Below are 25,649 nucleotides of genomic sequence, written 5' to 3' on the forward strand. Positions count from 1 at the left end.
TGAACTGTGCAAAGTAGTTCAAACTTAAAAACAGTTCAGTAATATAAATTTTAATTCTCTGATTTTTAAGGAAAGTGATTATGGCAACGCCACATATTAATGCTGAAATGGGTGATTTCGCTGATGTTGTATTGATGCCAGGGGATCCACTGCGTGCGAAATTTATCGCCGAAACCTTCCTGCAAGACGTGCGCGAAGTGAACAATGTGCGTGGCATGTTGGGCTTCACCGGTACTTATAAAGGCCGCAAAATCTCTGTAATGGGCCACGGTATGGGTATCCCGTCCTGCTCCATTTACGCCAAAGAACTGATCACTGATTTTGGCGTGAAAAAAATCATTCGTGTCGGTTCATGTGGTGCGGTTCGCGCTGATGTGAAACTGCGTGATGTGGTGATCGGCATGGGGGCTTGTACCGACTCCAAAGTAAACCGTATGCGCTTTAAAGATCACGACTATGCAGCGATTGCTGACTTTGAAATGACCCGCAATGCAGTGGATGCGGCAAAAGCGAAAGGTATCGACGTCCGTGTAGGTAACATCTTCTCTGCTGACCTGTTCTACACGCCAGACCCGCAAATGTTTGATGTGATGGAAAAATACGGCATTCTGGGCGTGGAAATGGAAGCGGCCGGTATCTACGGCGTTGCCGCGGAGTTCGGTGCTAAAGCCCTGACCATCTGTACTGTTTCTGACCATATCCGTACCGGTGAGCAAACCACCGCTGCGGAGCGCCAGACCACCTTCAATGACATGATTGAAATTGCATTAGAATCGGTGTTGTTGGGCGATCAGAAGTAATCCCGTCTCTGCTTCCCTCTATTCAGCGGCAGCGATTTCTGCCGCTGAATCTATTCATAAAATCTGCCAGAAAAAATAGGTTTCTTTACACATCAGATAATTAGCGCTATAAATCTATTCATCATTCTATTCACGAATCTATTCATATGCTCTCTCTGGAAACGTTATTACGCCAAAAACCGGCGACCGCGAGCTATCTGGCGCAAGCTATGGCAATCAGTCAACCCACGGTTTCCCGGCAGTTAAGCGGGTTAAAAGAGAGGGTGCTGAAAATAGGTAAAGGCAAAGCAACACAATATGCCTTGCGGCGGTACATTGCTGGAGATAGTGCCGCAGAGCATGCATTTCCGCTATATCGTATCGATGAGCAGGGTCATGCAACCCATGTCGCGATACTCTATCCTATCCATCCGGCTGAAATGTGCTGTGTACATCAACTGGCATCTGATACATGGCAGCTATTTGATAGCTTGCCGTGGTATTTGACTGATATGCGGCCTCAGGGGTTTCTCGGGCGGATTTGGGGGAAGTCAGTTGCAGGTAAGTTACAGCTCACCGATGACGTTCGTTTGTGGAATGAAGACCATATCTTATTAGCTCTGTCACGTCAGGCCGATGATATGAATGGCAATATATTGATTGGACAACAAAGTTATCAACATTGGTTAGCAGCACCTGATGCGATACCTATCGATCCGGTAGATAAGTTATCTCGTTATGCAGAACTTTCTCAAATGGCTCTGGCGGGTGAAATGGTCGGTTCTTCTGCGGGCGGCGAACAACCGAAATTTACTTGTTATGCAGGGAATCTGGAGCGGCCTTCGTCATATGTTATTGTCAAATTTTCTGCCTCTTCACAAAACGCCAATAGTCGGCGCTGGGGTGACCTACTGATATCTGAGTCGCTTGCACTTAGCACCTTGAATAATGGGGGTTATAAAGCGGCCACAAGTCAGGTTTTACAGGGTGTTGGTAGGCAAATATTCCTTGAGGTAGAGCGATTTGATCGCTGCGGGCAGCGTGGTCGTTTAGGGATAGTTTCTTTAGAGGCGGTTAATGCCGAATTTGTTGGCAACCCAGTCGCCAGTTGGCCACAAGTTTGCCAACAATTAGTCGATAAAGGATTACTGGCCGCGCCGGCATTAGAACAGGTTAACGTTATCTGGGCATTTGGCAAATTAATCGCCAATACCGATATGCACCAAGGTAATCTTTCCTTTCTGCATCCTGAGAACACACCACTATCATTAGCGCCAGTTTACGATATGTTGCCAATGGCATTTGCCCCGACGAGCACGGGGAATATGCGCCACAACGTGCCGGAAATCTCTTTATCTGTTGATATCAGCAAACTGCACTGGCAACGCGCACAGCAACTGGCAAATATATTCTGGCAACGGGTGATAGATCACTCGAACATCAGTAATGAATTCAAACTTATTGCCCGACAGATGCAGGGACAACTGCTTTCTCTCACCACGCTAATTGAGCGCATGGCATAATATCTATCCGCAGTATTATTTATCGCCCGTCTTTTTATCTGCATCTGCCTGACTGGCAGCTGTCTCTGGTGTTTCATCCTCATCTTCTTTGACCGGCGTATTGGCGGTGAGCAGATAAGGTGATTGCTGCCAACGGCTGCGGCGACCTTGCAGCAGAGTGCGAGCCAGAATGATCCCCACCGCCAGCGCGACGAGAATCATCAAGCGCAGCAAATTGGTGGTATTATCCACTTGCTTGGATTCCGTCGCCAGCACATGGGTGTCCAGCGTCATACGCAGAAAGCCGCTTGGCCCGCTTTTTCCGGGGATCAGCTCGACAATCTGGTGGTTGAAATAGCTGCCGGGGCGTTTACCATCCAAAGCCAGTCGATCACGTACTTTTACGTTCTCTCCGGCGCTGGCGACCAGCGTTCCGTCAATTTGATATACACTGGCATCCAATACGCGGCTTGATTGCGTCAGTTGCTGGAGAATTTCGTCAACTTTTTGGCTGTCGATATCATCATCCCCACTGTCCATGATGGGGGCGAGGCTGAAAGTGACTTGTTTTGCCAGTGTTTTCGCCAGCTCTTCAACTTGTTCCGAACGAGCGAGTTGATGACTGAGGCTGAAATAGGATGCACCTTGCATCAGCAAGACTAATAATGCCAGGCAAATCAGCACAATAGCCGTACGGTGCAGTCGGAATTTTAGTTTGGCCTTAGCCATGCAGGTTCCTTGCAAGAATCGGTGACTTTATGTTGCCAGAAGCAAGGGCGATAGGATAGCTTGATGCGTCCTTTTGTCTGGTCTTTACCCCGTTTTCTACAGGAGTCATTCATGTCTAATAGTCTGACCTATTGCGATCTCCCCGCGGAGATCTATCAATGGCCAGGTCTGCCACTTTCGCTCAGTGGTGATGAGGTCATGCCGCTGGATTATCGTGCCGGTCATACAGGTTGGCTACTGTACGGTAGAAAGCTGGATAAACAGCGTATTACGGGTTTTCAGGGCCAATTGGGTGCCGCCATGGTGATTGTCTCCGCCTGGTGTGTGGAGGATTATCAGGTCATCCGTTTGGCCGGCAGTTTAACCCCACGGATTAAAACGTTAGCGGATGAAAACGGTCTTGATGTCGCCCCTCTGGGGGCTATCCCGCATTTGCGTACCCCGGGCCTGCTGGTGATGGATATGGATTCAACTGCCATCCAAATCGAATGTATTGATGAGATTGCCAAGCTCGCCGGTGTTGGCGAAGAAGTGGCTGCCGTCACCGAACGCGCCATGCAAGGTGAATTGGACTTCGCCGCCAGCCTGCGCCAGCGGGTTGCCACCCTGAAAGGGGCGGATGCCAATATCTTAAAACAGGTACGTGACCAACTGCCATTGATGCCGGGGCTGACCAGCCTGGTCCGTAAGCTTCAGGCATTAGATTGGCATGTGGCGATCGCCTCCGGTGGTTTTACTTATTACGCTGAATATCTGCGCGACAAACTGCGTCTGGTCGATGTGGCAGCCAATGAACTTGAAATCAAAGACGGCAAGCTGACCGGCAAAGTGTTAGGGCCGATTGTCGATGCACAATATAAAGCCGATACCCTGCTCAAGTTGGCGGAAAAACTCAATATCCCTATTGCTCAAACAGTGGCTATCGGCGATGGCGCCAATGACCTGAAAATGATGCAAGCCGCCGGTTTAGGGCTGGCTTTCCATGCAAAGCCGAAGGTGTATGCCAAAGCGAAAGTGGCGATCCGTCACGGTGATTTGCTGAGTGTTCTTTGCATTTTGACCGGCAGTCTGAAGCATGAAGAACGATGAAATAGGCTGTTTTATTTGCCATTTTTGAGCTTGTGCAGTGCTCACAAAACGCATGCATTTTGAACACCCTTAAGGGCGGCCCGTAGGGGGAGCGTAGCGAATAAAATCCTCATGTCGCCATGGTTTACAACGTCATGGTGTACGCTGCGGTTTCTGCGCGCTGTCTGCACTCAAACTGCCTGCAACAATTACGCCTATTAGGTAATTTGGGGTTCAGGCAGGTGTGAGCTAATTAAATTGAGGTGAACCGTGGCTAAAGCGCCAAAACGAGCATTTGTCTGTAATGAGTGTGGTGCCGATTATCCTCGTTGGCAGGGGCAGTGCAGTGCCTGTAATGCCTGGAATACCATTACCGAAATCAGGCTGGCGGCGGCAACCTCGTCGTCGTCGCGCAATGAGCTTTTTGGTGGCTATGCCGGTGATGCAGGCGTCAGCCGGGTACAGAAGCTGTCAGATATCAGTCTGGACGAACTACCGCGCTTTTCAACGGGCTTTCTGGAGTTTGATCGGGTGCTGGGTGGTGGTGTAGTGCCGGGCAGTGCCATTCTGATTGGTGGTAACCCCGGCGCGGGGAAAAGTACCTTACTGTTGCAAACGCTGTGCAAGCTGTCTGAAAACATGAAAACCCTGTATGTCACCGGCGAAGAGTCGTTGCAGCAGGTGGCGATGCGTGCGCATCGTTTGGGGTTGCCTACTGCGGGCCTCAATATGCTGTCGGAAACCAGTATCGAGCAAATTTGCTTGATTGCTGAGCAAGAGCAGCCGCGCTTGATGGTGATCGACTCCATTCAGGTGATGCATATGGCGGATATTCAGTCGTCGCCGGGCAGCGTGGCCCAAGTGCGCGAAACGGCCGCCTACCTGACCCGTTTTGCCAAAACCCGGGGTGTCGCCATTATCATGGTGGGCCATGTGACGAAAGATGGTTCACTGGCCGGGCCGAAAGTGCTGGAGCACTGTATTGACTGCTCTGTGATGCTTGATGGTGACGGTGATACTCGTTTCCGTACGCTGCGTAGCCACAAAAACCGCTTTGGTGCGGTTAATGAGTTAGGCGTATTTGCCATGACCGAACAGGGCTTGCGTGAAGTTAGCAACCCGTCGGCGATTTTCCTCAGCCGTGGGGATGAAGTCACTGCTGGTAGCTCGGTGATGGTGGTATGGGAAGGGACTCGCCCGCTGCTGGTAGAGATTCAGGCACTGGTCGATCACTCAATGATGTCCAACCCACGTCGGGTGGCGGTCGGTCTGGAACAGAACCGGCTGGCAATCTTGCTGGCGGTATTGCATCGCCATGGCGGATTACAGATGTCGGACCAAGATGTGTTCGTCAATGTGGTGGGTGGTGTGAAAGTGACAGAAACCAGTGCTGATCTGGCATTGCTGATGTCGCTAGTATCCAGCTTGCGTGACCGCCCGCTGCCACAGGATTTAGTGGTGTTTGGTGAGGTAGGGCTAGCCGGTGAAATTCGCCCAGTACCCAGTGGTCAAGAGCGTATCTCTGAGGCGGCCAAACACGGTTTTAAACGCGCTATCGTGCCGTATGCCAATATGCCGAAGAAGCCCCTGCCCAATATGCAGGTGTTCGGTGTGAAGAAATTGGCTGATGCGTTGGCGGTGTTAGAGGATTTATAACCGCTAATTTAGTCGTGTTCATCTTGCAGCATACTGTGTTATTTTTGTTTAGCGCACTAAACAAGGAGGCGGTATGCTGCAATTCGACTATCTCAAAACAGCAATTAAGCAAAAGGGTTGCACCTTACAGCAAGTGGCCGAATGCAACGGCATGACCAAAGGTTATTTAAGCCAGCTACTCAACGACAAAATCAAAAGCCCCAGTGCGCAAAAGCTTGAAGCTCTGCACCGTTTCCTCGGGCTGGAGTTTCCCCGCCGTGAGAAAAAAGTCGGCGTGGTGTTTGGTAAATTTTACCCGCTGCATACCGGCCATATCTATTTAATCCAGCGCGCCTGTAGCCAGGTTGACGAGTTGCACATCATTCTTTGTTTCGATGAGCCACGCGATCGTGAGCTGTTTGAGAACAGTTCGATGTCACAGCAACCGACGGTCAGTGACCGTTTGCGCTGGTTGTTACAAACCTTTAAATATCAGAAAAATATCCATATTCATTCGTTTGATGAGCACGGTATCGAGCCGTACCCCCATGGCTGGGATGTGTGGAGCCATGGCGTAAAAAGCTTTATGAATGAAAAAGGCATTGTTCCGAATTTTATTTATTCCAGCGAAAGCCAGGATGCGCCGCATTACAACGAGCAATTTGGCATCGAAACCATCCTGATTGATCCACAGCGCTCATTTATGAATATCAGTGGTCGCCAGATCCGCCGTGACCCTTTCCGTTACTGGGACTATATTCCGACTGAAGTGAAGCCATTTTTTGTCCGTACTGTGGCGATACTGGGCGGTGAATCCAGTGGGAAATCCACTTTGGTCAATAAGTTAGCCAATATCTTCAATACTACCAGTGCGTGGGAATATGGCCGGGATTATGTCTTCTCCCATCTTGGCGGCGATGAGATGGCGTTGCAATATTCTGATTACGACAAAATCGCGCTGGGGCAGGCACAGTATGTGGATTTTGCGGTGAAATACGCCAACAAAGTGGCATTTATCGATACTGACTTTGTTACCACGCAGGCCTTTTGCAAAAAGTATGAAGGCAAAGAGCACCCCTTCGTGCAGGCGCTGATTGATGAATACCGTTTTGATCTGGTTATTTTGTTGGAAAATAATACGCCGTGGGTTGCCGATGGTTTGCGCAGCCTGGGGAGCGATCGTGACCGCAAATCCTTCCAGAACTTACTGGAGCAGATGTTGTGCAGTAACAATATCGAATATGTTCACGTCGAATCGGCAGACTATGATGAACGCTTTCTGCGCTGCGTCGAACTGGTGCAGCAGTTACTGGCCGCGGACCTGCAACGCCTTGCCCGCCCTTCATTATTGAGTGATGTACAACAATAGGGTTGATGAAAATTTGATATCTGAGGGCGTGATTGTTGCAGTCAGTTTGCATGCGGACAGCGCACAGAAACCGGAGCGTATACCATGACCTTATAAATCATGGCTACGTGAGGATTTTATTCGCTACGCTCCCCCTACGGGCCGCCCTTAAGGGCGTTCAAAATGTATGCATTTTGTGAGCACTGCCCAAATGTAAAATGGCAAATAAAATAGCCCTTTTAATAATATATTTAGTAAGCAATAACCACTTTACCCTGCATATGCCCGCCTGCAACTTGCGCGTGGGCGGCATGCAGGTTTTCCACTGTTAGGCCGTGCAGTGTTTCACTTAAGGTGCCTGGCAGTTTGCCCTCATCCACCAACTGGCTTACCTGTTTTAAAATTTGCCCTTGTTGGGCGATATCCGGGGTAGAGAACATACTGCGGGTGAACATAAATTCCCAATGCAGGGCGGCACTTTTTAGTTTTAACTGATTCTGATCCAACGGTTTTTCATTCTCAACGATGGTACAGATTTGCCCCAATGGTGCGATGAGCTCACTGATTGCGGGCCAGTGGCCGTCGGTGTCATTCAGGCAAAGAATATAATCAACTTTATCAATACCTTCTTCTGCCAGCTCAGCTTTCAGATGGTGATAATCAACGGTTAAGTCCGCTCCACGTTCACGACACCAGGCGGCTGATGCTGGCCGTGATGCTGTTGCTATCACTTTTAGCGGGCTACGTAATGCCGCCAGAGGAATAGCTAATGAGCCAACCCCGCCCGCTCCCCCGATGATCAATAAACTTTGTCCGGCACTGGCGTGCTGAATTTTTAGATGTTCAAACAGCGCTTCCCACGCAGTTATTGCGGTTAATGGCAATGCAGCGGCCTGCGCCCAGTTGAATGAGCGGGGTTTGTGGGCCACGATGCGAGCATCAACCAACTGTTGGTTAGCATTGCTACCGGGGCGGGTGATATCGCCGGCATACCACACTTCATCACCTGCACGGAACTCGGTGACGTTCGCACCGACGCTGATGACCACTCCAGCGGCATCCCAACCCAGAATTCGCGGCTGTTGCAGGCCATTCTTCTTCAGGCCAGCATGTACTTTGGTATCAACCGGATTGATGGATGCGGCTTTAACCTCAACCAGCAAATCAAACGGACCGGGAGTGAGTGAGTCCAGAGCGACTTCAATAAAATCGGTGGGTTGTTGCGGGTTCACGGCAATGGCTTTAACTGACATGGTAATACTCCTGTTTAGCGTATGGATTGAGTCTAGACCTTCTTGGTGGTGGTGATAAGATGGACAATCACTAACGCAGTGTTCGTCTAAGATAAACAATCATGTTTAAACAACTTCAGGATATGGCGCTGTTTGCACGAGTCGCGGAGTGTGGCAGCTTTACCCGCGCCGCTGAAATGGCGGGTTTGCCGAAATCCAGTGTCAGCCAGCGCATCAGTCAATTAGAACAAAACTTAGGTATCCGTTTACTCAATCGAACCACCCGTCAGCTGAACCTGACCTTTGCCGGTGAGCGCTATCTGGTGCATTGTCAGGAGATGCTACAAGCCGCAGAGCGCGCTGATCTGTCGCTGCAACGCCTGAAGGATAACCCCAGTGGCCGCTTGCGCATCTCAACTCCGGCAGGGCTGGGCGCGACTTTACTGGCGCGGTTGGCAACAGATTTCCAGCGGCAATACCCGGATGTGCTGTTGGAGGTGTTAGTCTCGGACACCATGGTAGACTTGGTTGAAGAAGGCTTCGATGTGGCATTGCGCACCGGTAAGCCACAGGACTCGTCACTGATTGGCCGCCGATTGGGCTATGCGCCACGCTATCTGTTGGCGTCACCCACCTATCTGGCACAGCATCCGCCACTCACTCATCCAAGGCAACTGGATACTCACCGCTGCATTGCCCACCGTGCCTGGCAGGCGCTGATTTTACGCCGTGAAGATGAGTTTTACCGCTGGCAGGTACCTGCGCTACATGTCACTGATAATCTACTGTATGCCCGTGAATGTGCCCTGGCAGGTGGTGGTATCACCCTATTACCGGCATTTTTAAGCCGTGAAGTGGTGGCAAACCGTCAATTAGTGGAAGTGTTACCACAATGGCAGGCTGAAGGTAATGAGCTGTATCTGGTGTATCCGAGTCGTAAGTTGAACTCACCGGCGCTGAGCTGTTTTATTGATGTGGTGATAGGTCATCCGGTGTTTGAAGACTATGTGCAGGGACTGGCAACGTCCTGAAAGATGTGGAGCCAGGCTCCACATCGGGCGAGCTATGCCAAATAGAACACTTCTCGTAGTGCCTGGCTTACCGGGCTGTTATCAGGGTTGGCTGGCATCACATCGGCCATATGTTGCCACCAGCGCTGGCAAATGGCGGTTTGGGCCACGGCATTCCAGCGCTCTTCTGATTCAATTTCGACAAAACCAAATAGCAAATTGCGCGTGTCATCGAGAAAAATTGAATAGTGGTGAGCGCCATGGGCTTTCAGTACCGCTTCCAGTTCTGGCCAGATGGGTGAGTGCCGCCGCTGATATTCTGCATGGGCATCAGGGTTAACCTGCATTACAAAGGCTTTGCGTATCATGATATTACTCCGATCAAAGTGCCTGTAAGTACAGTGCGCGGACTTGATCTCTGTCCGCAGTACGTGGGTTACAAGGAGCACAAGGATCCGCCAGCGCTTTATCTAACCAGCCTTCGATATCACTTTCCTGAATACCTAATGCTGAAAATCCGGCAGGAATGCCAACACGTTGTGACAACTGCCGAATGGCGCTTATCGCTTGATGGCTGGCTTGCTCATCAGTCAACTGCTGAGTATTTACCCCCATGGCTTGTGCTATGCGGGCAAAACGGCTGACTGCCTGTGGGCGGTTATACTCTTCAATGATTGGCAGTAAAATAGCATTGCACACCCCGTGTGGAAGGTTATGGGTAGCACCTGGTTGATGGGCCAGTGCATGCACTAAACCTAGCCCGGCGCTGTTAAATGCCATCCCCGCCAGATACTGGCCGCACGCCATCATTTCACGTGCGTGCAGATTCTTACCGTCATCGACTGCCAGAGGCAGCCATTGGCTGATCAGGCGAATAGATTCAAGCGCTGAATGGTCGGTTAGGGTGTGTGCGCCCAGCGATACGTACGCTTCGATAGCGTGGGTGAGGGCATCCATTCCGGTCGCAGCAGTCACACTGGCGGGAATATTCAACATGACAGCGGGATCATCGACGGCGATATCAGGAATGATATTGGTGTCGATAATGACTTCTTTTACTTGCCGCTGGCTATCAATAATCACTGCATTACTGGTCAGTTCTGCGGCTGTTCCGGCGGTGGTATTGATGGCGACCAGAGGGACGCCGCTCTGTTTTACTTTGCCGACACCGGAATACGCCGTGGATGGCCCCGGATTGGCGGTCAAAATTTTAACGGCTTTGGCTGTATCGATTGGGCTACCGCCACCAAAAGCTATCAGATAGTCACACTGATGCTGCCTGAAAGCAGTGAATCCTGCCTGTACTAACGTTTCGGTAGGGTTAGGAAATACCTCGCCAAACAAGGCATAAGGTAGCTGATGCTGCTGCATCGCAGCGAACAGACCGTCGAGTAGGCCGAGCTCGACCAATTGCCCATCAGTGACAATCAGGGCTTTGCCCCACTGTTTGTCACCGAGTAATTTAACCATATCCTCGATTGCACCTGTGCCGTGCAAGCTGATTTTTGGTAGTGCCAACATAAAGCTCATGCTGTGCTCCTCAAAGAAAGCAGACCAGATAATGACCAGCCCCGGCCTGAACCGGAGCGTTGGTCGAAGGGGTTAAACGTCCAGTGCAGCGGCTAATGGGGTCACGTCAAAACGAGCCGCGAGTGCTATCAGTTGTTCACGAGAAATGGTTTGCTGCTTGCCACCCATCGACAGGACTTTCACCATGATTTCGGCGGATTTCTCGGCGGTATCAATCAGACCAAAGGCATCATCCAGTGTTGGCCCACTGCCGAAAATACCGTGGAATGGCCACAGCACTAGGCTGTGTTCACGCATCTGCTCGGCGGTTTGGCTACCAATACCGTCGGTTCCCGGCACCATCCATGGCACGATGCCGATACCGTCGGGGAACACCACCAGACACTCGGTGCTGCCCTCCCATAACAATCGAGTGAAGCTGGCATTTTCCAGTTTTTGTACATAACTCAGAGCAATCAGATTGGTGGCATGGCAATGCATGATCACTCGGTTGCTGCCAGCACTGACTTGCATGCGAACAATATGAGATTGGAAGTGCGCGGCAAGCTCTGAGGTTGGCAGCCCCCCTTGGGGCAGGCCCCAGTGAATGTGATAAGCCATACCATCATTGCTGACTTGCAGTAGTACCAGATTGTCTTCTGGGTTTAACTCAACATTGCGGAAAAATTTGCCAGAACCGGTGACTAAGAACCAACTGTTCGCCAGTTCGGGGGCGGGTTGAGTGAGTTCTACGTTACGTGGTTGCGCTGCGAAATCACCACGATAGGGTTCAACCTCTTCAGCCAGTAAGCGCAGGCTGATATTGCCACCGTTACGTTCATCCCACCCTTTGCGCCACATATCGCTGGTGGCTTTAATCATTCCCTGAATAAACCAGGAAGATTGAATAGCTTGCATAATCATGAGTCCTTAACGTTGGCTGAGAGTCTGTTGTTCGTAATCACGTACTGCATTGAGCCAGCGGGCATCGACTGGCACATCGTTGCGCTGACAATACCCTTCCCAGATGGCTTGCCATGGCAGGGATTTCTGTTCTTCCAGCAGCGCCAGGCGTGCGGTGTAGTCACCGCGCAGTTCCAATTGGCGTAGCATCTCGGTCGGTTCCAATAAGGCGCGCAGCAAGGCTTTCTTCATGTTGCGAGTGCCAATGACCCAGGCGGCGATACGGTTGATGGAGGCATCAAAGAAGTCGAGACCGATATGTACCCTGTCGAACAGGTCGTGGCGGATAATTTCGCTGGCGATAGCCTGTGTTTCATCATCGAGCAAGACCACATGGTCGCTGTCCCAACGCACCGGGCGGCTGACATGCAGTAGCAGGCGCGGAACATACAACATGGCGCTAGAGATCTTGTCGGAAATCACTTCAGTCGGGTGGAAGTGACCGGCGTCCAGACACAGTGCGGTCTGGCGGCTGGCGGCATATCCCATGTAAAACTCGTTAGAGCCGACGGTGTAGCTTTCAGCCCCAATACCAAACAATTTGCTTTCGACGGCATCAATGTGATGGTTTGGGTTTAACTTTTCACTGATAACCTCATCCAGTGCTGATAGCAGCCGTTGGCGGGGTGCCAAACGGTCGATGGGGGTATCCTTCATGCCATCGGGGATCCAGATATTCATCACCGATGGTGTCCCTAGTTGCTCACCAAAATAGGCAGAGACCCGGCGGCTGGCCTGACAATGTTCAATCCAGAATTGGCGAATTTCAGGGTTGGCATGAGACAGGGTAAAACCATCGGCACTCAGTGGATGAGAGAAGCAGGATGGGTTGAAGTCCAATCCCAGATGATGTTTTTTAGCCCACTCAACCCAGCGGCTAAAGTGACGTGGCTCAATTTTATTACGAGCCACGGGGGTATCCGATTCGAGATAAATTGCATGTAAATTTAGTCGTTTAGGGCCGGGAATCAATGTTAGGGCCAGCTCGAGGTCAGAACGTAACTCAGCAGCATTACGCGCTTTACCGGGGTAGTTACCGGTGGCCTGAATCCCGCCGGTCAGTACGCCATCCGGGTTTTCAAAACCGGTGACGTCATCACCTTGCCAGCAATGCATGGAGACCGGCAGGATATCGAGGCGGGCAAGTGCGGCATCAACATCCACGCCGACGGCGGCAAATCGCTGTTTAGCCAGGCTCCAGGCCTGTTCAATAGAGTTCGTCATATGCAAAGTTCCTTAGGTAATTGACTCAGTGACTGGAATTGCGGCCAATGGGCTGCAAAGTCAGTATTGTCGTGAGGGGATAAAGGGTGGAGTGGGAAGTTATTCGCCACGATACGGCGGTAGTGAGCAACATCGCTCACCTCTCCCAGTGCAATTAATTGGCTGCCAATATTGCCCAGTGTCGAGGCCTCAACCGGCCCCATGGTGACATTCAGGCCACAGGCATCAGCACAGAGCTGATTAAGGAATTGGTTTTGGCAGCCGCCACCGACGATATGCAAATGGCTGATTGGACGCCCGCGTAACTCTGCCAGTTCTTGGGCAACTTGCCGGTACAACATGGCGAGGCTATCAAAGATACAACGAGCCAGTTGGGCTGCGGTGGTGGGGATTGGCATGCCATATTCGCGGCAGGCGTTCTGAATCTCGCCGCACATATTGGCTGGATTGATAAAGCGGCTGTCATTGGGGTTAATCAGCGAGCGGCAAGCTGGTTGGCGTGCCGCCTGTTCGATCAACTGCGGCAGGTCTTTAATCTGCAACTCATCAGTGGCCCGTTGCAGTAACCACAAACCCATAATATTTTTCAGTACCCGATAGCGGCCTTCAGCGCCACCTTCATTGGTGATATTGCTGGCCAGCGCCTGCCCATGGGTTATGGGGGTGAGGCTTTCAAACCCCATCAATGACCAGGTACCGGAGCTAAGATAGGCAGCATCCGCATCAATCAATGGTGCGGCAAGTACCGCGCTGGCAGTATCGTGGCTGGCAACGGCAATGACCGGCACCTGCTGGCCGCTGGCGCCTGGCCAATAGCCGATGGTATTGCCGGGTTTAGTGGGTTTGGCAAACCAATGGGCCGGTACGCCGGCATAGGCTAATAGATCGCTATCCCAATCATTGGTTTCAATATTAAGTAACTGGGTGGTAGTGGCATTGGTGTATTCCCAGTTAAGCTGGCCAGTAAGACGATAGTGCAAATAGTCCGGGATCAGTAACAGATGGGCGACATCGGCCAACAAATACGGTTGCTGTTCGCTTAATGCCCGTAATTGATACAAGGTATTGAACGGTAAAAATTGAATACCGGTACGGCGATAAATGGCACTGCTTCCCAGCGTTTGTTGCGCTTGCTCCATCACACCCTGCGTACGACTGTCGCGGTAGGAGACTGGCTGTCCGACTCGTTTCCCTTGCTTATCAAGTAAAACAAAATCAACACCCCAGCTATCAATGCCAATGCTGTCGAGCTGAATCCCTTCGCTATCGAGCTGATTCAGGCCCTGACGGATTGATTGTTCAATAGCATCAATATCCCAGACATCGGTACCATCAATGGATTTAATCTGATTAGCAAAGCGGCAAACTTCTCGCAGCTCAAGTTGCTGTTGGCTGGGATGATAACTCGCCAGCATCACGCGCCCGCTGGATGCGCCAAGGTCAATGGCGACTATGTGCCGTGGGCTGATAGATGGTGTCACTGCTGATTGTGTGGGCATGATTAGTGGCCTGTCATTTCTCAATGCCCACAGTGTAGAAACTTGCCTTACCTACCACCTTCTCATCACTGCCAGCCCCTATGGCTTGCTGGCAAAATGACGAAAGTGAAAGTGAAACAGCTCACAGTTTCGTATTTAAACAGGACATCGCTCGCCTGTGACCCTGCGCATACTTTTCAACATTGCTGCACTTATCTAAAAAAAATCACCGCTAAAGTCGCTTTTAACGTCAAAAATTGAAGGTTTCATTACCGCTGCTGCTTTTACTATCGAGAGCTGAAGCAGGGCGATTTCGCCATGCCTGTTGAAAGAGGGCAAAAGATGACTGTCTTGCACAGTATTGATTTTTTCTCTTCAAGTTCCGCATCGGTTGCAATTGAAACCCGGGCGCCACAACCAGTATTTCCAGAGCATCATCATGATTTTTATGAAATTATTATTGTTGAGCAGGGGGCCGGGGTCCATGTGTTTAATGGCAACCCCTACACCTTAAGCGGAGGGTGTGTTTGTTTTGTCCGTGACCATGATAGTCACCTGTTTGAGTCAACCGACGGTTTGTTCCTCACCAACGTCTTATTCCGTGCGCCCGATGCTTTTCGTTTCTTGTCTGGCGTAGAACATTTTCTGCCACGTGAAACGGAAGGGGTTTACCCCTCTCATTGGCGGATTAATGGACAGGTTTTACAGCAAGTAAAACACTTGATTCGCTGCCTTGAGCACTCGCCTCACAGTGAGCAAGCTGAAGATATTGCACTACATGAAAGTGTGTTTATGCAGTTGTTGGTACAACTGTGGCAAGGGTGTCGGGCGCAGGTGGGTGAGGATCAGGAAGGGCGGTTATGCCAATTATTAGACTGGCTACAGAACCACTACAGTGAGGTAATTGAGTGGCCGGAACTGGCTGATCGCTTTGCTTTACCATTACGCACCCTCCATCGGCAGTTAAAAAACCAGACCGGCATGACCCCACAACGTTATCTGACGCGTTTGCGTTTGCTACAGGCGCGTCATCAATTGTGTTACAGCGACAATAGCGTTACCGAGATTGCCTACCAATGTGGTTTCGGTGACAGCAATCATTTTTCAACGCTGTTTAAGCGGGAGTTTTCTCAGTCTCCCCGTGATTTGCGCCGTCAACTGTAGTGCAACCCGTGGAGGCGTGAATAGCATCACGGTAAAAATCGGTAGTTTCATGATAATGAGCTGCTTATTAATTGACCTGTAAATATAGGGCGATAAACATGCGGATACCACTGCGGTTAGAAAGCCGGGATTATTTGCCATCGGAGCAGATGCCGGTGGCGGTAACCAACCGATACCCGCAGGAAGTCTTCGCAGAGCATACCCATCAATTCTGCGAGATTGTGATTGTCTGGCGGGGTAACGGGTTACATGTCCTAAATGACCATCCTTACCGCATTACCTGTGGCGACGTTTTTTATATTCAAGCCACAGATCATCATAGCTACGAATCCGTGCATGACTTGGTATTAGATAACATTATTTATTGCCCGGAACGGTTACACCTAAATGCACAGTGGCATAAGTTATTACCTCTATTTGGGCATGAGCAGAATCAAGGATACTGGCGGTTAACCACGCAGGGCATGGCACAGGCTCGGCCGATTATTCATCAGTTGGCACAGGAGTCACGTAAGACAGATTCCTGGTCGATACAACTGACGGAGGCGCTATTATTGCAACTCGCCATCGTACTAAAACGCCATCGCTACCGAGCTGAACAGGCACATCTATTGCCCGATGGTGAACAGCTAGATCTCGTGATGTCTGCCGTACAACAAAGCCTGGCAACGCATTTTGATATGGCAGAGTTCTGCCATAAAAATCAGTTGGTTGAACGTTCACTTAAACAACTGTTTCGCCAACAGACCGGAATGAGTATCAGCCATTATTTACGCCAAATTCGCCTTTGTCATGCCAAATGTTTGCTGCGGGGAAGTGAGCATCGCATCAGTGATATTGCTGCGCGTTGCGGGTTTGAGGACAGTAATTATTTCTCTGCCGTTTTTACGCGTGAAGCAGGCATGACACCACGCGACTATCGCCAGCGTTTTGTTCGAGCACCGTTATTCGCGGGTAAGAATAGGCGGGAAGCAGAACAGCCGCAGGGTACGACCATCATTTAGCAATGCCAATTGGCGAGGACGTTGCTTAACGTCACCCGCCAATACCATTTTATCTTTAGTTTTGCGATTATGCTGCCATACCCAAACCGACTATATTTGCTGCCAGAATGATCACCAGACAACCAATACACAGCACCGTCACTGGTTTCTTGCTAGAGCATTTCCACTCTTTGAGTAACAGACCCACAATACCACCACACAACACATAGAAACTCATGTGCAGCATCCAGCTCATATAGTCATACTGTGGTGGGATTTTGGCGTGACCCCAGGCATAGAAGAAGAATTGCAGATACCACATCAATCCCCCCAAGGCTGAGAACAAAATATTAGTGATCAACAGCGGTTTGGCGATAGAAAAATCGGCTTTGACCGACAAATTCTTGAGGCTGGCTAAACGAATAAAACAGTAACTCAGGTTGATGATGGCCCCACCGCCCATGATGATGACGTAACTTGGCAACGCCACATACAGAGGGTTAATCCCTAATGCGCTGGCGGCTTCATGCATCGGTTTCGCGGCATCCATGGCAAATGACATACCGGCTGAGAAAATACCGCACATCACCGCCAGAATAAGCCCTTTCTTCAGGTTGAACTCTTCCGCCTGAATGCCCATGGCGCGTTCTTTCAGTAATCCAGCGTAACTGACAATAGCTACCCCGATCAGTGCCACGACGACGCCCAGCAGGGTCATTTGGCCGCCAGCAGTGCCGAGCAGTACATCAAAGCGCCCTTGCAGTATGGGGGTCATTAATGTGCCGATAATCAGGGTGATACCGATGGCAATCCCAATCCCCATCGACATGCCGAGGTAACGCATGGTCAGGCCGTAGTTGATATTACCAATCCCCCACATGGCACCGAACAGAAATACTGGCAGTAGGGTTGCTATGCTGAAGGAGCCGTAATATTGCCAAAAATCAGGCAATAACAAATAGCTGACCGTCCAGGGTAGGATAAGCCATGACACCAGGCCACCAATCGACCACATGGTCTCCCATGACCACTTTTTAACTTGCTTAAACGGCGCGTAGAAACACGCCGCACTGGCAGCGCCCACCAGATGCCAAATTATCCCCAATATAATCGCATTGTTCATCTTATTATCCTTCGTTGTGATGGTGCGGGTAGGCGCAGAACCAGAAGGGCGCATAAACCGCTGATGACGAAGGAGTCTAAATAGTGTGCAGTCTTGTCACCTTCGGCTGACTGCCTTAGGACAAGGAATACTGGCAAAATTCAGTGGGTAAGAATGATAACGATCACAGAATGGAATTCTGGTGGTTGGCGGCTTGTTGGGGGGAGAGAGTCGCTGGAGTATTCGGCTCATTTGATGAGCCGAATAGCGGCTTTAATCGGCTCACGTGATGAGCCGATGTCATATTACTTGGTCATCTTCTTATACTTGATACGGTGTGGTTCCAGTGCTTCGGCACCCAGAGTGCGTTTCTTCCACTCTTCGTATTCAGTAAAGTTACCTTCGAAGAACGCCACTTTGCCCTCATCCTGATAGTCGATGATATGGGTAGCAATTCGGTCAAGGAACCAACGGTCATGGGAAATAACCATCGCGCAACCCGGGAATTCCAGTAAGGCGTTTTCCAGTGCGCGCAGCGTTTCGATATCCAGATCGTTAGTCGGTTCATCGAGCAGCAACATGTTACCGCCAACCTGTAGCAGTTTGGCCAAATGGATACGGCCGCGCTCACCACCGGACAGCTCACCCACACGCTTGCCCTGATCAATCCCTTTAAAGTTAAAGCGGCCTACATAAGCACGGCTTGGAATTTCAAAGTTACCGATCTTCATGATGTCCTGACCGCCGGAGACTTCTTCCCATACGGTTTTGCTGTCGTCCATGTTGTCACGGAACTGATCAACCGATGCCAATTGCACGGTATCGCCCAGTGAAATCGTGCCGGAATCAGGTTGTTCCTGCCCAGATAACATGCGGAACAGGGTTGATTTACCGGCCCCGTTTGGCCCGATGATCCCCACTATCGCCCCTTTCGGCAGCGCAAAGGTCAGATCATCAATCAGCAGACGGTCACCGTAAGACTTGCTCAGGTGCTCAACTTCCAGCACTTTGTCGCCCAACCGTGGACCCGGCGGAATGAACAATTCACTGGTTTCATTACGTTTTTGATACTCAACGCTGTTAAGTTCTTCAAAGCGGGCCAGACGTGCTTTACCTTTCGCCTGACGGCCTTTTGGATTCTGGCGAACCCATTCCAGCTCTTTCTCAATAGACTTGCGACGTGCGGCTTCGGAAGAGGCTTCCAGTGCCAGACGAGCATCTTTCTGCTCCAGCCATGAGGAGTAATTGCCTTCCCACGGAATACCTTCGCCACGGTCCAGTTCCAGAATCCAACCCGCCACATTATCAAGGAAGTAACGGTCATGGGTAATGGCGACAACAGTGCCCTCATAGTCGTGCAAGAAGCGCTCCAGCCAAGCCACGGATTCGGCATCCAAGTGGTTAGTTGGTTCATCCAGCAACAACATATCGGGTTTTTCCAGCAGCAGGCGGCAAATTGCCACGCGACGACGTTCACCACCGGACAGATTGGCAATTTTGGCCTCCCACGGTGGCAGGCGCAGAGCATCGGCAGCACGCTCTAACTGGTTATCCAGGTTATGGCCATCATGAGACTGGATAATCGCTTCCAGCTCGCCTTGTTCCTTCGCCAGCTTATCAAAATCAGCATCAGGATCAGCGTACAGTGCATAAACCTCATCCAGACGGGTCAGCGCGCGTTTAACGTCACCCACCGCCTCTTCAACCGACTCACGCACGGTTTGCTCAAGATTTAGCTTAGGTTCCTGCGGCAGGTAACCAATTTTGATACCAGGCTGCGGGCGGGCTTCGCCTTCAATATCAGTGTCAATGCCAGCCATGATACGCAGTAGGGTAGATTTACCCGAGCCGTTAAGGCCCAGCACACCAATTTTGGCCCCAGGGAAGAAACTCAAGGAGATGTTTTTCAGAATATGTCGTTTCGGCGGAACTACTTTGCCGACGCGATGCATGGAATAGACGTATTGAGCCACGTTGCGTCTGCCTCTCTAGATCAGTTTTTATTAGGATATCTGGTGCGGAGTGTAGCCCGTTTTACTATACCCGTCATCTTTCAAGTCGCAGGTGTGTTCGCTACTGTCGCTAACTCGAATCACTTACTTATTGTAAGCTCATCGGGATTACCTCCTTTGCTGCCTTCCTGCGGCTCGAAATCTATAGGGTATATGTTGGTGGCATCTTTCAAGTCGCAGGTGTGTTCGCTACTGTCGCTAACTCGAATCACTTACTTATTGTAAGCTCATCGGGATTACCTCCTTTGCTGCCTTCCTGCGGCTCGAAATCTATAGGGTATATGTTGGTGGCATCTTTCAAGTCGCAGGTGTGTTCGCTGCTGTCGCTAACCCGAATCACTTAAGTGATTCGGTGAGAGTCGTTTTATATCTCCCTGTAGCACTCGTTGGGAACGCAAAAAGGTTAGGGTGCGGTGACTATCATGGCCACCCGGCGGTTTTCTGCCCGCCCTTTAGGGGTACGGTTATCGGCGACCGGCTCTAACTTACCGCGGCCTCGTACCTCAATATTGGCTCGCGGAATACCTATGGTTGCCAGTGCATCCGCTACCGCAGAGGCACGTTGCAGCGATAACTGTTGGTTATACTCATCTTTACCGATGGAATCAGTATGCCCATCAACCCGCAGATGAGTAATGCCCACACTCGATAGCGCACGGCCAATGTTTTGTACTGTTTGCCCGCCAGACGGATTCAATTTTTTCACGTCACTATCGAATAACACTTTGTTTGCCAGACCAAATTCCCAGCCATTTTCAGTTAATTTAAATCCTTGTTCCTGTAAGGCTGCAATCTGCTCGGGTGTTAATCCTGGTGGTTTGGTTGCCTGACACCCCGCCAATATCAATAAACTCATGGCGAAAAAACTCATCCAGATATGGCTTATCAGACTGTTGTTTTTCAATCCCTGCATGTCACCTATCCTAAGCTTTCAGTAAGAGTAATATCCGATTGGTAGGCAATGACGCTGCCACCGAACTGGAAACGTTTCTTTGCTTGATACATGGCTTCGTCGGCCCGTTGTAATAGCTCTTCGGGGGTCAGCGCATGATCAGGGTAAATCGCAATACCGATGCTGATAGAGGCGGTTATCTCACTACCATCTACCAAATCAATAGGTTGATTCATACTGTCGATAATATTATTAGCGATGGTAACAACATCATCGGTGTCGTGGATCGGTGCCAGTAATACGGCGAATTCATCGCCGCCCAAACGTGCCACCAAATCGGTTTCACGTAACAGTGCGCGGATACGATCGGCAATCGCGGTCAGCACCAGATCTCCCGCTGCATGACCATAGTTATCATTGATTTCTTTGAAGTGATCACCATCAATAAATAACACGGCCAGTTGTTCATCATCGGCGCAATCACTCAACGTGCGGCTTAGTCGGCCCTCAAAGAAAGCACGGTTAGCCAATCCAGTCAGGCTATCATGGGCAGCACGGTGTGCAAGAAAGTCATTTTCCTGCGTTAAATGGGCTTGCCAAACCTCGAGCTCATCAAGTAATCCATTGAAGTCATTACTTAATTCGTTAAGTTCGACAATTTTTGCTGACGGCACTCGCTGACCAAAACTGCGGTGGCGGCTAACACTATGAGCAACTTCGGTGATTTTGTTCAACGACTCGATAATGCCAAACAGCATCCGGCGCGACAGGAATAGTGCCACTAACGTGCTGAGAATTAGGCAGACGAATAAGCCCACTAACCCTTGCAACAGAAAACGTAGCAGACTACCACCATGGCCAACAATCACGATGCTGCCGACTTCATTACCGGCATGCATCATGGGGAGTACCACCGGCTCAGGCAAAGCCCAACGGGCGACTTTTTGTTCCATATCATACATTGGACTATCTTTTGGTAGCGTCCAGTTAGCTATTTCTCGGCCATTCACATCGAGAATTTTAGCTTGGGCAACTTCTTCATTTGCCGCAATCAAGGACAGCGCCTCGTTAGCGGCCACGCTATCACCAAACACCACGGCAGCTTCAGTGGTGTAACTGATTGAACGGGCAATTAAATGTAGGTTATGGTCGGCATACACCCGCAAGGCAAATAGTGCCGCCAGTGTGAGAAAAATACCTGCCGTTGCGACCGAGACCAATGCCACCGTCAGATGTATACGACCAAGTACCCGTCCCAGAGTGGGGAGCTTCGCGATGTTTGGACGATTTTTTGTCTGTTTGACTGACTTATTCTGTGTTGAATTCATAATGCGTCTGTCTTTTTACGCGCAAGTTGCAACACACTGGGATGAACCTTTACCCCACCGCGTGCCAATGCATCCATATTGACCTTGAAAGAAGCCTGCTTACCTTCCAGTAACAAACAAAATGCACTGCCAAATGTACATTCGTCATAATCTTCACTGATGGTAAGAATCGGATATCCCGACAGTCGGGCTGTCAACTCCTGACGCTGTTGTCGCTCGGTACGCCCCAGATAAACGACATCGCAATTGGTTGCAATCGAGCTATCCGAGAGGGAATAGCGCTGAGTTTTAATGGGATGTGTGGTTTCCATAAACGCGGGATTAAACAGCTCTTCTGCATAGATTGTCGGGGCTACCACACACAAGCGCGTTACGACGGGGGCCACGGGCCAGCGTGCATAGCTGATAATACCCAACACCATTTTGGTGGCGGCATTACTGCGTTCATGGATAAGGGCTTCATTGATGTTATCCGCAGCCATTGATGGTAAGGGGGCAAGTAAGCCAGAGAGAAGTAATAAAATAGAAGCACAGGCCCGCCAGACACGCCATAGCGTCATTAGTTTTAGCGGATAGTCGCGTTCATAATTGCTGACGCCGTTAATTGCGCAAGTTGCGGTGTTCATTTTTGCGCTTCCTGTAGGGCGGCATGGTTCACATGTTCATTGCAGCGATCGCATAATAAATCGCCGCCATTCTATTATAAGATTTAATTGATGCAATAATAGTCATGCTATCGGCAATATGCGATTTATCTTAAATCATATTTATGGGCGATAAAAAAACCCGGCTAATTAGCCGGGCTTTATGTATCGCAACGTATTGATATCAGACCGGATTCGATCCGCGCTTAAAGCGACCGATAACCCACTTTTCGATCTCTACTACCAAGAAGATGGCGATAGAAACCAACAGTGTTAAGCCCCAGTAATAGGCTGGCAATGGTTCGGTACCGAAAGCAGTATTCATAAATGGCAGGTAGATGATGGCTAACTGCAACACGATCAATACACCGGATACTAACCACAGCCCTTTGTTAACAAAGACTTCTTTGTTCAGTGGGAAGCGGTCCATCACCCGGCAGTTAAACATATAAATCCACTGCGCGGTAACCAGTGTTTGCATCAATACTGTACGGATAAATTCAGTGCTGTAACCGCGTGGTTCCATGTAGGCTTCCAAGGCAAAAGCACTTAAGGCAATCAAGGTACCAACAAACGCGATACGCCAGATGGCATGGCCATCTAACACATGTTTTGATGGGTCACGTGGATTGCGGCGCATAATGCCTCTTTCTGCCGGTTCAAATGCTAAACCGAAAGAGAGCGTGGTAGAAGTTGCCATGTTTATCCAGAGGATTTGCAATGGCGTTAATGGAATAACAGCCCCCGCGAGGATGGCAAAGATAATGAGCAACCCTTGCGCCAGGTTGGTGGGCAATACAAACAGAATGGTTTTCTTCAGGTTATCGTAGACACGACGGCCTTCTTCAACTGCACTGGCAATGGTCGCGAAGTTATCGTCTGACAGCACCATATCGGCGGCTTCTTTTGTCACCTCGGTGCCTTTGATACCCATGGCGATACCCACATCGGCCTGTTTCAGCGCTGGCGCATCATTCACACCATCACCGGTCATGCCGACAATTTCGCCTTTCTCTTGTAAAGCTTTAACCAAACGCAGTTTATGTTCCGGGCTGGTACGGGCGAAAATATCATAATGAACGGCAGCTTGTGCCAGTTCTTTATCGTCCATATGCTCCAGTTGGCCACCGGTAATGGAGTCTTTACCATTGCCAATTCCCAGCATGGCACCAATCGCCATCGCGGTTTCCTGATGGTCGCCGGTGATCATTTTCACGCGAATACCAGCCTGCTGGCAGGTCGCTATGGCGTCGATGGCCTCAGGACGTGGTGGGTCCATCATGCCAGCGATACCAACAAACACCATGCCCTGCTGGATATCACTGTGGTCCAACTCACTGACAGGTTGTTCTGTTGGGCGGAAGGCTGCTGCTACCATGCGTAGACCTTGCTTGGCATAACGCGCCATCTCGGCTTCCCAGTAATCGCGGCGGAACGGTGCAACACCCTGGTCGGTCAGTTCTTGTTGGCAGAACGTAAACAACACATCAGGTGCGCCGGTCAGGAAGATACTATTTTCTGCTTGAACCTGATGGCTGGTAGCCATGTATTTATAGGCAGAATCAAAAGGAATTTTACCGTGCTGAGTCACTTGACCCAGCTCAATACCGGATTTGGCGGCTAATACTTTCAGTGCGCCTTCTGTCGGGCCGCCAGTAATGGCCCAATGACCTTGGTCGTTCTTCTGAATCTGGCTGTCATTACACAAATTCACCGCAGTGATAAATGTCTTTAACGTGCCGTTGGTATCGAGCGAGGCTTGCTGGTCACTCCCTTCCGGGTAAATGTTGCCAACCGGTTCGTAGCTTTCACCTTCTACGCGATAGCAGTGGTCTGCCAGAATCACTGCTTTAACGGTCATTTCGTTCATCGTCAGTGTGCCGGTTTTATCGGAACAGACGACAGTCATAGCACCTAAGGTTTCTACCGTTGGCAGCTTGCGGATAATCGCGCGGTTGCGCGCCATCGCTTGTACACCAAGGGAGAGGATGATCGAAATAATCGCCGGTAAGCCCTCGGGAACCGAGGCCACCGCCAGACTTATCAATGCCAGTAACAGCTCATCGACCGGCAGGTCGCGCAGGATAAAGGCGAAGACGAACAGGAATGCCATCATGACCAGGATCAGGATGAATATGGCTTTGCCTAAACGATCCATCTGTTGCAGCAGCGGAGTACGGGTTGATTCAACCGTCGACATCATTTGGTTGATATGGCCCAGTTCGGTATCACCGCCGCTGGCAATCACCAAACCTTTCGCGGTACCGGCACTGATGGTCGTCCCTGAGAACAGCAGGTTTTTGCGATCGCCAATCACCGACTCGTTCTCAATCACGCCGATTTGCTTCTCGACTACCGTTGACTCACCGGTCAGGATAGCTTCTTCAATCTGAAGATTGTGGGCTTCCAGCAACCGCAGGTCTGCGGGGATTTTATCCCCTGGTTTCAAGGTGACGATATCACCAGGGACCAGATCCTGTGCATCAATAATCTGGGCGCTACCATCACGAATGACCACCGCTTTACTGGAAAGCATATTCTGTATGCTTTTCAGAGACTTCTCGGCTTTATTTTCCTGAACATAACCAATTAAGGCGTTAATAACCGCAACACAAAGGATAATAATAGTGTCAACCGAGTGACCCATCAGGCCCTTGACCAATGCTGCCGCTAATAAAATGTAAATCAGCACATCATTAAAGTGGGCTAAAAACTGTAGCAGGGGATGTTTGCTTTTTTTGGCCGGTAACGCATTGGGACCGTACTGTTTAAGGCGTTCCTCCGCCTCTTGTGGCGTTAACCCTTCTTCGCGGCTATTTAAATGCTGCAAAGACTCTTCCGCAGTAAGTTGATACCAGGCCTTACCCTCTGGGGGCGGGGAGGCGGATTTATGGTCTGATGAGTTTTGCATTGAAAGAACCTTCTTAAAAATTAATAAATCTAAAATCTATCTATTCGTTTCATGGTGGGACGGGGCAGAGAAAGTTTTTATCATTTCTTCCGTGAACAGTGCCAATTCCTTAATGGTTTGATTTTGATTAAAAAGC

At 50.2% G+C, this 25,649-nt stretch carries 22 protein-coding genes; 9 read left to right on the plus strand and 13 right to left on the minus strand.

The genetic code is table 11. The features are described 5' to 3' along the window. Window positions 1–80 precede the first annotated feature (80 nt). On the plus strand, window positions 81–800 hold the full coding sequence (gene deoD, locus V1956_RS05585) for a purine-nucleoside phosphorylase (RefSeq protein WP_372557947.1): 720 nt from the start codon (window positions 81–83) through the stop codon (window positions 798–800). Window positions 801–946: 146 nt separating this feature from the next. Next, window positions 947–2,302 (plus strand): type II toxin-antitoxin system HipA family toxin YjjJ, encoded by a 1,356-nt coding sequence (yjjJ, locus tag V1956_RS05590; protein WP_442824893.1) that lies wholly within the window; start codon window positions 947–949, stop codon window positions 2,300–2,302. A gap of 15 nt (window positions 2,303–2,317) precedes the next feature. On the opposite strand, the gene V1956_RS05595 is transcribed toward yjjJ, so the two are convergent. Continuing rightward, the gene (locus tag V1956_RS05595) at window positions 2,318–3,010 is read right to left on the minus strand and encodes a YtjB family periplasmic protein (RefSeq protein WP_372557949.1); all 693 of its coding nucleotides are present in this window, start codon (window positions 3,008–3,010) and stop codon (window positions 2,318–2,320) included. Between the two features lie 111 nt (window positions 3,011–3,121). Between V1956_RS05595 and serB the strand changes: the two genes are divergently transcribed. The 3 genes from serB (at window position 3,122) to nadR (ending at window position 7,082) form a co-directional block, all read left to right on the plus strand. Further along, window positions 3,122–4,099, plus strand: coding sequence for a phosphoserine phosphatase (gene serB / locus V1956_RS05600; RefSeq protein WP_083160679.1), 978 nt, complete (start codon window positions 3,122–3,124; stop codon window positions 4,097–4,099). A 249-nt stretch (window positions 4,100–4,348) separates the two neighbouring features. Then, a complete protein-coding gene (gene radA / locus V1956_RS05605) occupies window positions 4,349–5,734 on the plus strand; it encodes a DNA repair protein RadA (RefSeq protein ID WP_442824894.1) in 1,386 nt (461 codons plus the stop codon). Window positions 5,735–5,807: 73 nt separating this feature from the next. Continuing rightward, on the plus strand, window positions 5,808–7,082 hold the full coding sequence (nadR, locus tag V1956_RS05610; RefSeq protein ID WP_372557951.1) for a multifunctional transcriptional regulator/nicotinamide-nucleotide adenylyltransferase/ribosylnicotinamide kinase NadR: 1,275 nt from the start codon (window positions 5,808–5,810) through the stop codon (window positions 7,080–7,082). Window positions 7,083–7,312: 230 nt separating this feature from the next. Here the strand turns inward: nadR and V1956_RS05615 are convergent, their stop codons facing one another. After that, on the minus strand, window positions 7,313–8,314 hold the full coding sequence (locus V1956_RS05615; protein ID WP_372557952.1) for a zinc-binding alcohol dehydrogenase family protein: 1,002 nt from the start codon (window positions 8,312–8,314) through the stop codon (window positions 7,313–7,315). Between the two features lie 101 nt (window positions 8,315–8,415). Between V1956_RS05615 and V1956_RS05620 the strand changes: the two genes are divergently transcribed. Then, on the plus strand, window positions 8,416–9,324 hold the full coding sequence (locus V1956_RS05620; protein WP_442824895.1) for a LysR family transcriptional regulator: 909 nt from the start codon (window positions 8,416–8,418) through the stop codon (window positions 9,322–9,324). 32 nt (window positions 9,325–9,356) lie between these two features. Here the strand turns inward: V1956_RS05620 and rhaM are convergent, their stop codons facing one another. From rhaM to rhaB, 5 genes are all read right to left on the minus strand, one after another. Continuing rightward, entirely contained in the window at window positions 9,357–9,671 is a 315-nt protein-coding gene (gene rhaM / locus V1956_RS05625; protein WP_083160673.1) for an L-rhamnose mutarotase, read from the minus strand. Between the two features lie 13 nt (window positions 9,672–9,684). Then, the gene (fucO, locus tag V1956_RS05630) at window positions 9,685–10,833 is read right to left on the minus strand and encodes a lactaldehyde reductase (protein WP_372557954.1); all 1,149 of its coding nucleotides are present in this window, start codon (window positions 10,831–10,833) and stop codon (window positions 9,685–9,687) included. A gap of 72 nt (window positions 10,834–10,905) precedes the next feature. After that, a complete protein-coding gene (gene rhaD, locus V1956_RS05635; protein WP_420070886.1) occupies window positions 10,906–11,730 on the minus strand; it encodes a rhamnulose-1-phosphate aldolase in 825 nt (274 codons plus the stop codon). A gap of 12 nt (window positions 11,731–11,742) precedes the next feature. After that, window positions 11,743–12,999: an L-rhamnose isomerase gene (locus V1956_RS05640; protein WP_372557956.1), complete on the minus strand. Its 1,257-nt coding sequence runs from the start codon at window positions 12,997–12,999 to the stop codon at window positions 11,743–11,745. Continuing rightward, on the minus strand, window positions 12,996–14,453 hold the full coding sequence (rhaB, locus tag V1956_RS05645; protein ID WP_442825782.1) for a rhamnulokinase: 1,458 nt from the start codon (window positions 14,451–14,453) through the stop codon (window positions 12,996–12,998). The genes V1956_RS05640 and rhaB overlap by 4 nt, the downstream gene beginning before the upstream one ends. Here rhaB and V1956_RS05650 point away from each other — a divergent pair. From V1956_RS05650 to rhaR, 3 genes are all read left to right on the plus strand, one after another. Then, on the plus strand, window positions 14,443–14,598 hold the full coding sequence (locus tag V1956_RS05650; protein WP_372557957.1) for a phosphoribosylaminoimidazole synthetase: 156 nt from the start codon (window positions 14,443–14,445) through the stop codon (window positions 14,596–14,598). The two genes, rhaB and V1956_RS05650, sit on opposite strands and share 11 nt — an antisense overlap. 221 nt (window positions 14,599–14,819) lie before the next feature. Then, window positions 14,820–15,641, plus strand: a complete 822-nt coding sequence (rhaS, locus tag V1956_RS05655) for an HTH-type transcriptional activator RhaS (protein WP_442825783.1) — start codon at window positions 14,820–14,822, stop codon at window positions 15,639–15,641. Window positions 15,642–15,739: 98 nt separating this feature from the next. After that, window positions 15,740–16,645, plus strand: coding sequence for an HTH-type transcriptional activator RhaR (rhaR, locus tag V1956_RS05660; RefSeq protein ID WP_083160663.1), 906 nt, complete (start codon window positions 15,740–15,742; stop codon window positions 16,643–16,645). A gap of 67 nt (window positions 16,646–16,712) precedes the next feature. Here the strand turns inward: rhaR and rhaT are convergent, their stop codons facing one another. The 6 genes from rhaT to V1956_RS05690 form a co-directional block, all read right to left on the minus strand. Next, window positions 16,713–17,747, minus strand: a complete 1,035-nt coding sequence (gene rhaT, locus V1956_RS05665; protein ID WP_372557958.1) for an L-rhamnose/proton symporter RhaT — start codon at window positions 17,745–17,747, stop codon at window positions 16,713–16,715. 284 nt (window positions 17,748–18,031) lie between these two features. Then, window positions 18,032–19,699 carry an energy-dependent translational throttle protein EttA gene (gene ettA, locus V1956_RS05670; RefSeq protein WP_083160659.1) on the minus strand — a complete coding sequence of 556 codons (1,668 nt, stop codon included), beginning with the start codon at window positions 19,697–19,699 and terminating at the stop codon, window positions 18,032–18,034. Between the two features lie 442 nt (window positions 19,700–20,141). Beyond that, a complete protein-coding gene (locus V1956_RS05675) occupies window positions 20,142–20,651 on the minus strand; it encodes an OmpA family protein (RefSeq protein WP_372557959.1) in 510 nt (169 codons plus the stop codon). A gap of 5 nt (window positions 20,652–20,656) precedes the next feature. Next, window positions 20,657–21,958: a diguanylate cyclase domain-containing protein gene (locus V1956_RS05680; protein WP_372557960.1), complete on the minus strand. Its 1,302-nt coding sequence runs from the start codon at window positions 21,956–21,958 to the stop codon at window positions 20,657–20,659. Then, window positions 21,955–22,584 carry a YfiR family protein gene (locus V1956_RS05685; protein ID WP_372557961.1) on the minus strand — a complete coding sequence of 210 codons (630 nt, stop codon included), beginning with the start codon at window positions 22,582–22,584 and terminating at the stop codon, window positions 21,955–21,957. Before V1956_RS05685 ends, V1956_RS05680 begins: the two co-directional genes overlap by 4 nt. Before the next feature lie 202 nt (window positions 22,585–22,786). Further along, a complete protein-coding gene (locus tag V1956_RS05690) occupies window positions 22,787–25,513 on the minus strand; it encodes a cation-transporting P-type ATPase (protein WP_372557962.1) in 2,727 nt (908 codons plus the stop codon). Window positions 25,514–25,649: the final 136 nt, after the last annotated feature.

Origin of the sequence: Yersinia sp. 2540 StPb PI (assembly GCF_052217165.1) — a bacterium.
GTDB lineage: Bacteria > Pseudomonadota > Gammaproteobacteria > Enterobacterales > Enterobacteriaceae > Yersinia > Yersinia enterocolitica_E.

Coding starts and splice junctions, on each gene's coding strand:
- deoD (WP_372557947.1), top strand. CDS start 81: ATGGCAACGCCACATATTAATGCTGAAATGGGTGATTTCGCTGATGTT.
- yjjJ (WP_442824893.1), top strand. CDS start 947: ATGCTCTCTCTGGAAACGTTATTACGCCAAAAACCGGCGACCGCGAGC.
- V1956_RS05595 (WP_372557949.1), bottom strand. CDS start 3,010: ATGGCTAAGGCCAAACTAAAATTCCGACTGCACCGTACGGCTATTGTG.
- serB (WP_083160679.1), top strand. CDS start 3,122: ATGTCTAATAGTCTGACCTATTGCGATCTCCCCGCGGAGATCTATCAA.
- nadR (WP_372557951.1), top strand. CDS start 5,808: ATGCTGCAATTCGACTATCTCAAAACAGCAATTAAGCAAAAGGGTTGC.
- V1956_RS05615 (WP_372557952.1), bottom strand. CDS start 8,314: ATGTCAGTTAAAGCCATTGCCGTGAACCCGCAACAACCCACCGATTTT.
- V1956_RS05620 (WP_442824895.1), top strand. CDS start 8,416: ATGTTTAAACAACTTCAGGATATGGCGCTGTTTGCACGAGTCGCGGAG.
- rhaM (WP_083160673.1), bottom strand. CDS start 9,671: ATGATACGCAAAGCCTTTGTAATGCAGGTTAACCCTGATGCCCATGCA.
- fucO (WP_372557954.1), bottom strand. CDS start 10,833: ATGAGCTTTATGTTGGCACTACCAAAAATCAGCTTGCACGGCACAGGT.
- rhaD (WP_420070886.1), bottom strand. CDS start 11,730: ATGCAAGCTATTCAATCTTCCTGGTTTATTCAGGGAATGATTAAAGCC.
- V1956_RS05640 (WP_372557956.1), bottom strand. CDS start 12,999: ATGACGAACTCTATTGAACAGGCCTGGAGCCTGGCTAAACAGCGATTT.
- V1956_RS05650 (WP_372557957.1), top strand. CDS start 14,443: ATGGCGACTATGTGCCGTGGGCTGATAGATGGTGTCACTGCTGATTGT.
- rhaS (WP_442825783.1), top strand. CDS start 14,820: ATGACTGTCTTGCACAGTATTGATTTTTTCTCTTCAAGTTCCGCATCG.
- rhaR (WP_083160663.1), top strand. CDS start 15,740: ATGCGGATACCACTGCGGTTAGAAAGCCGGGATTATTTGCCATCGGAG.
- rhaT (WP_372557958.1), bottom strand. CDS start 17,747: ATGAACAATGCGATTATATTGGGGATAATTTGGCATCTGGTGGGCGCT.
- V1956_RS05675 (WP_372557959.1), bottom strand. CDS start 20,651: ATGCAGGGATTGAAAAACAACAGTCTGATAAGCCATATCTGGATGAGT.
- V1956_RS05680 (WP_372557960.1), bottom strand. CDS start 21,958: ATGAATTCAACACAGAATAAGTCAGTCAAACAGACAAAAAATCGTCCA.
- V1956_RS05685 (WP_372557961.1), bottom strand. CDS start 22,584: ATGAACACCGCAACTTGCGCAATTAACGGCGTCAGCAATTATGAACGC.
- V1956_RS05690 (WP_372557962.1), bottom strand. CDS start 25,513: ATGCAAAACTCATCAGACCATAAATCCGCCTCCCCGCCCCCAGAGGGT.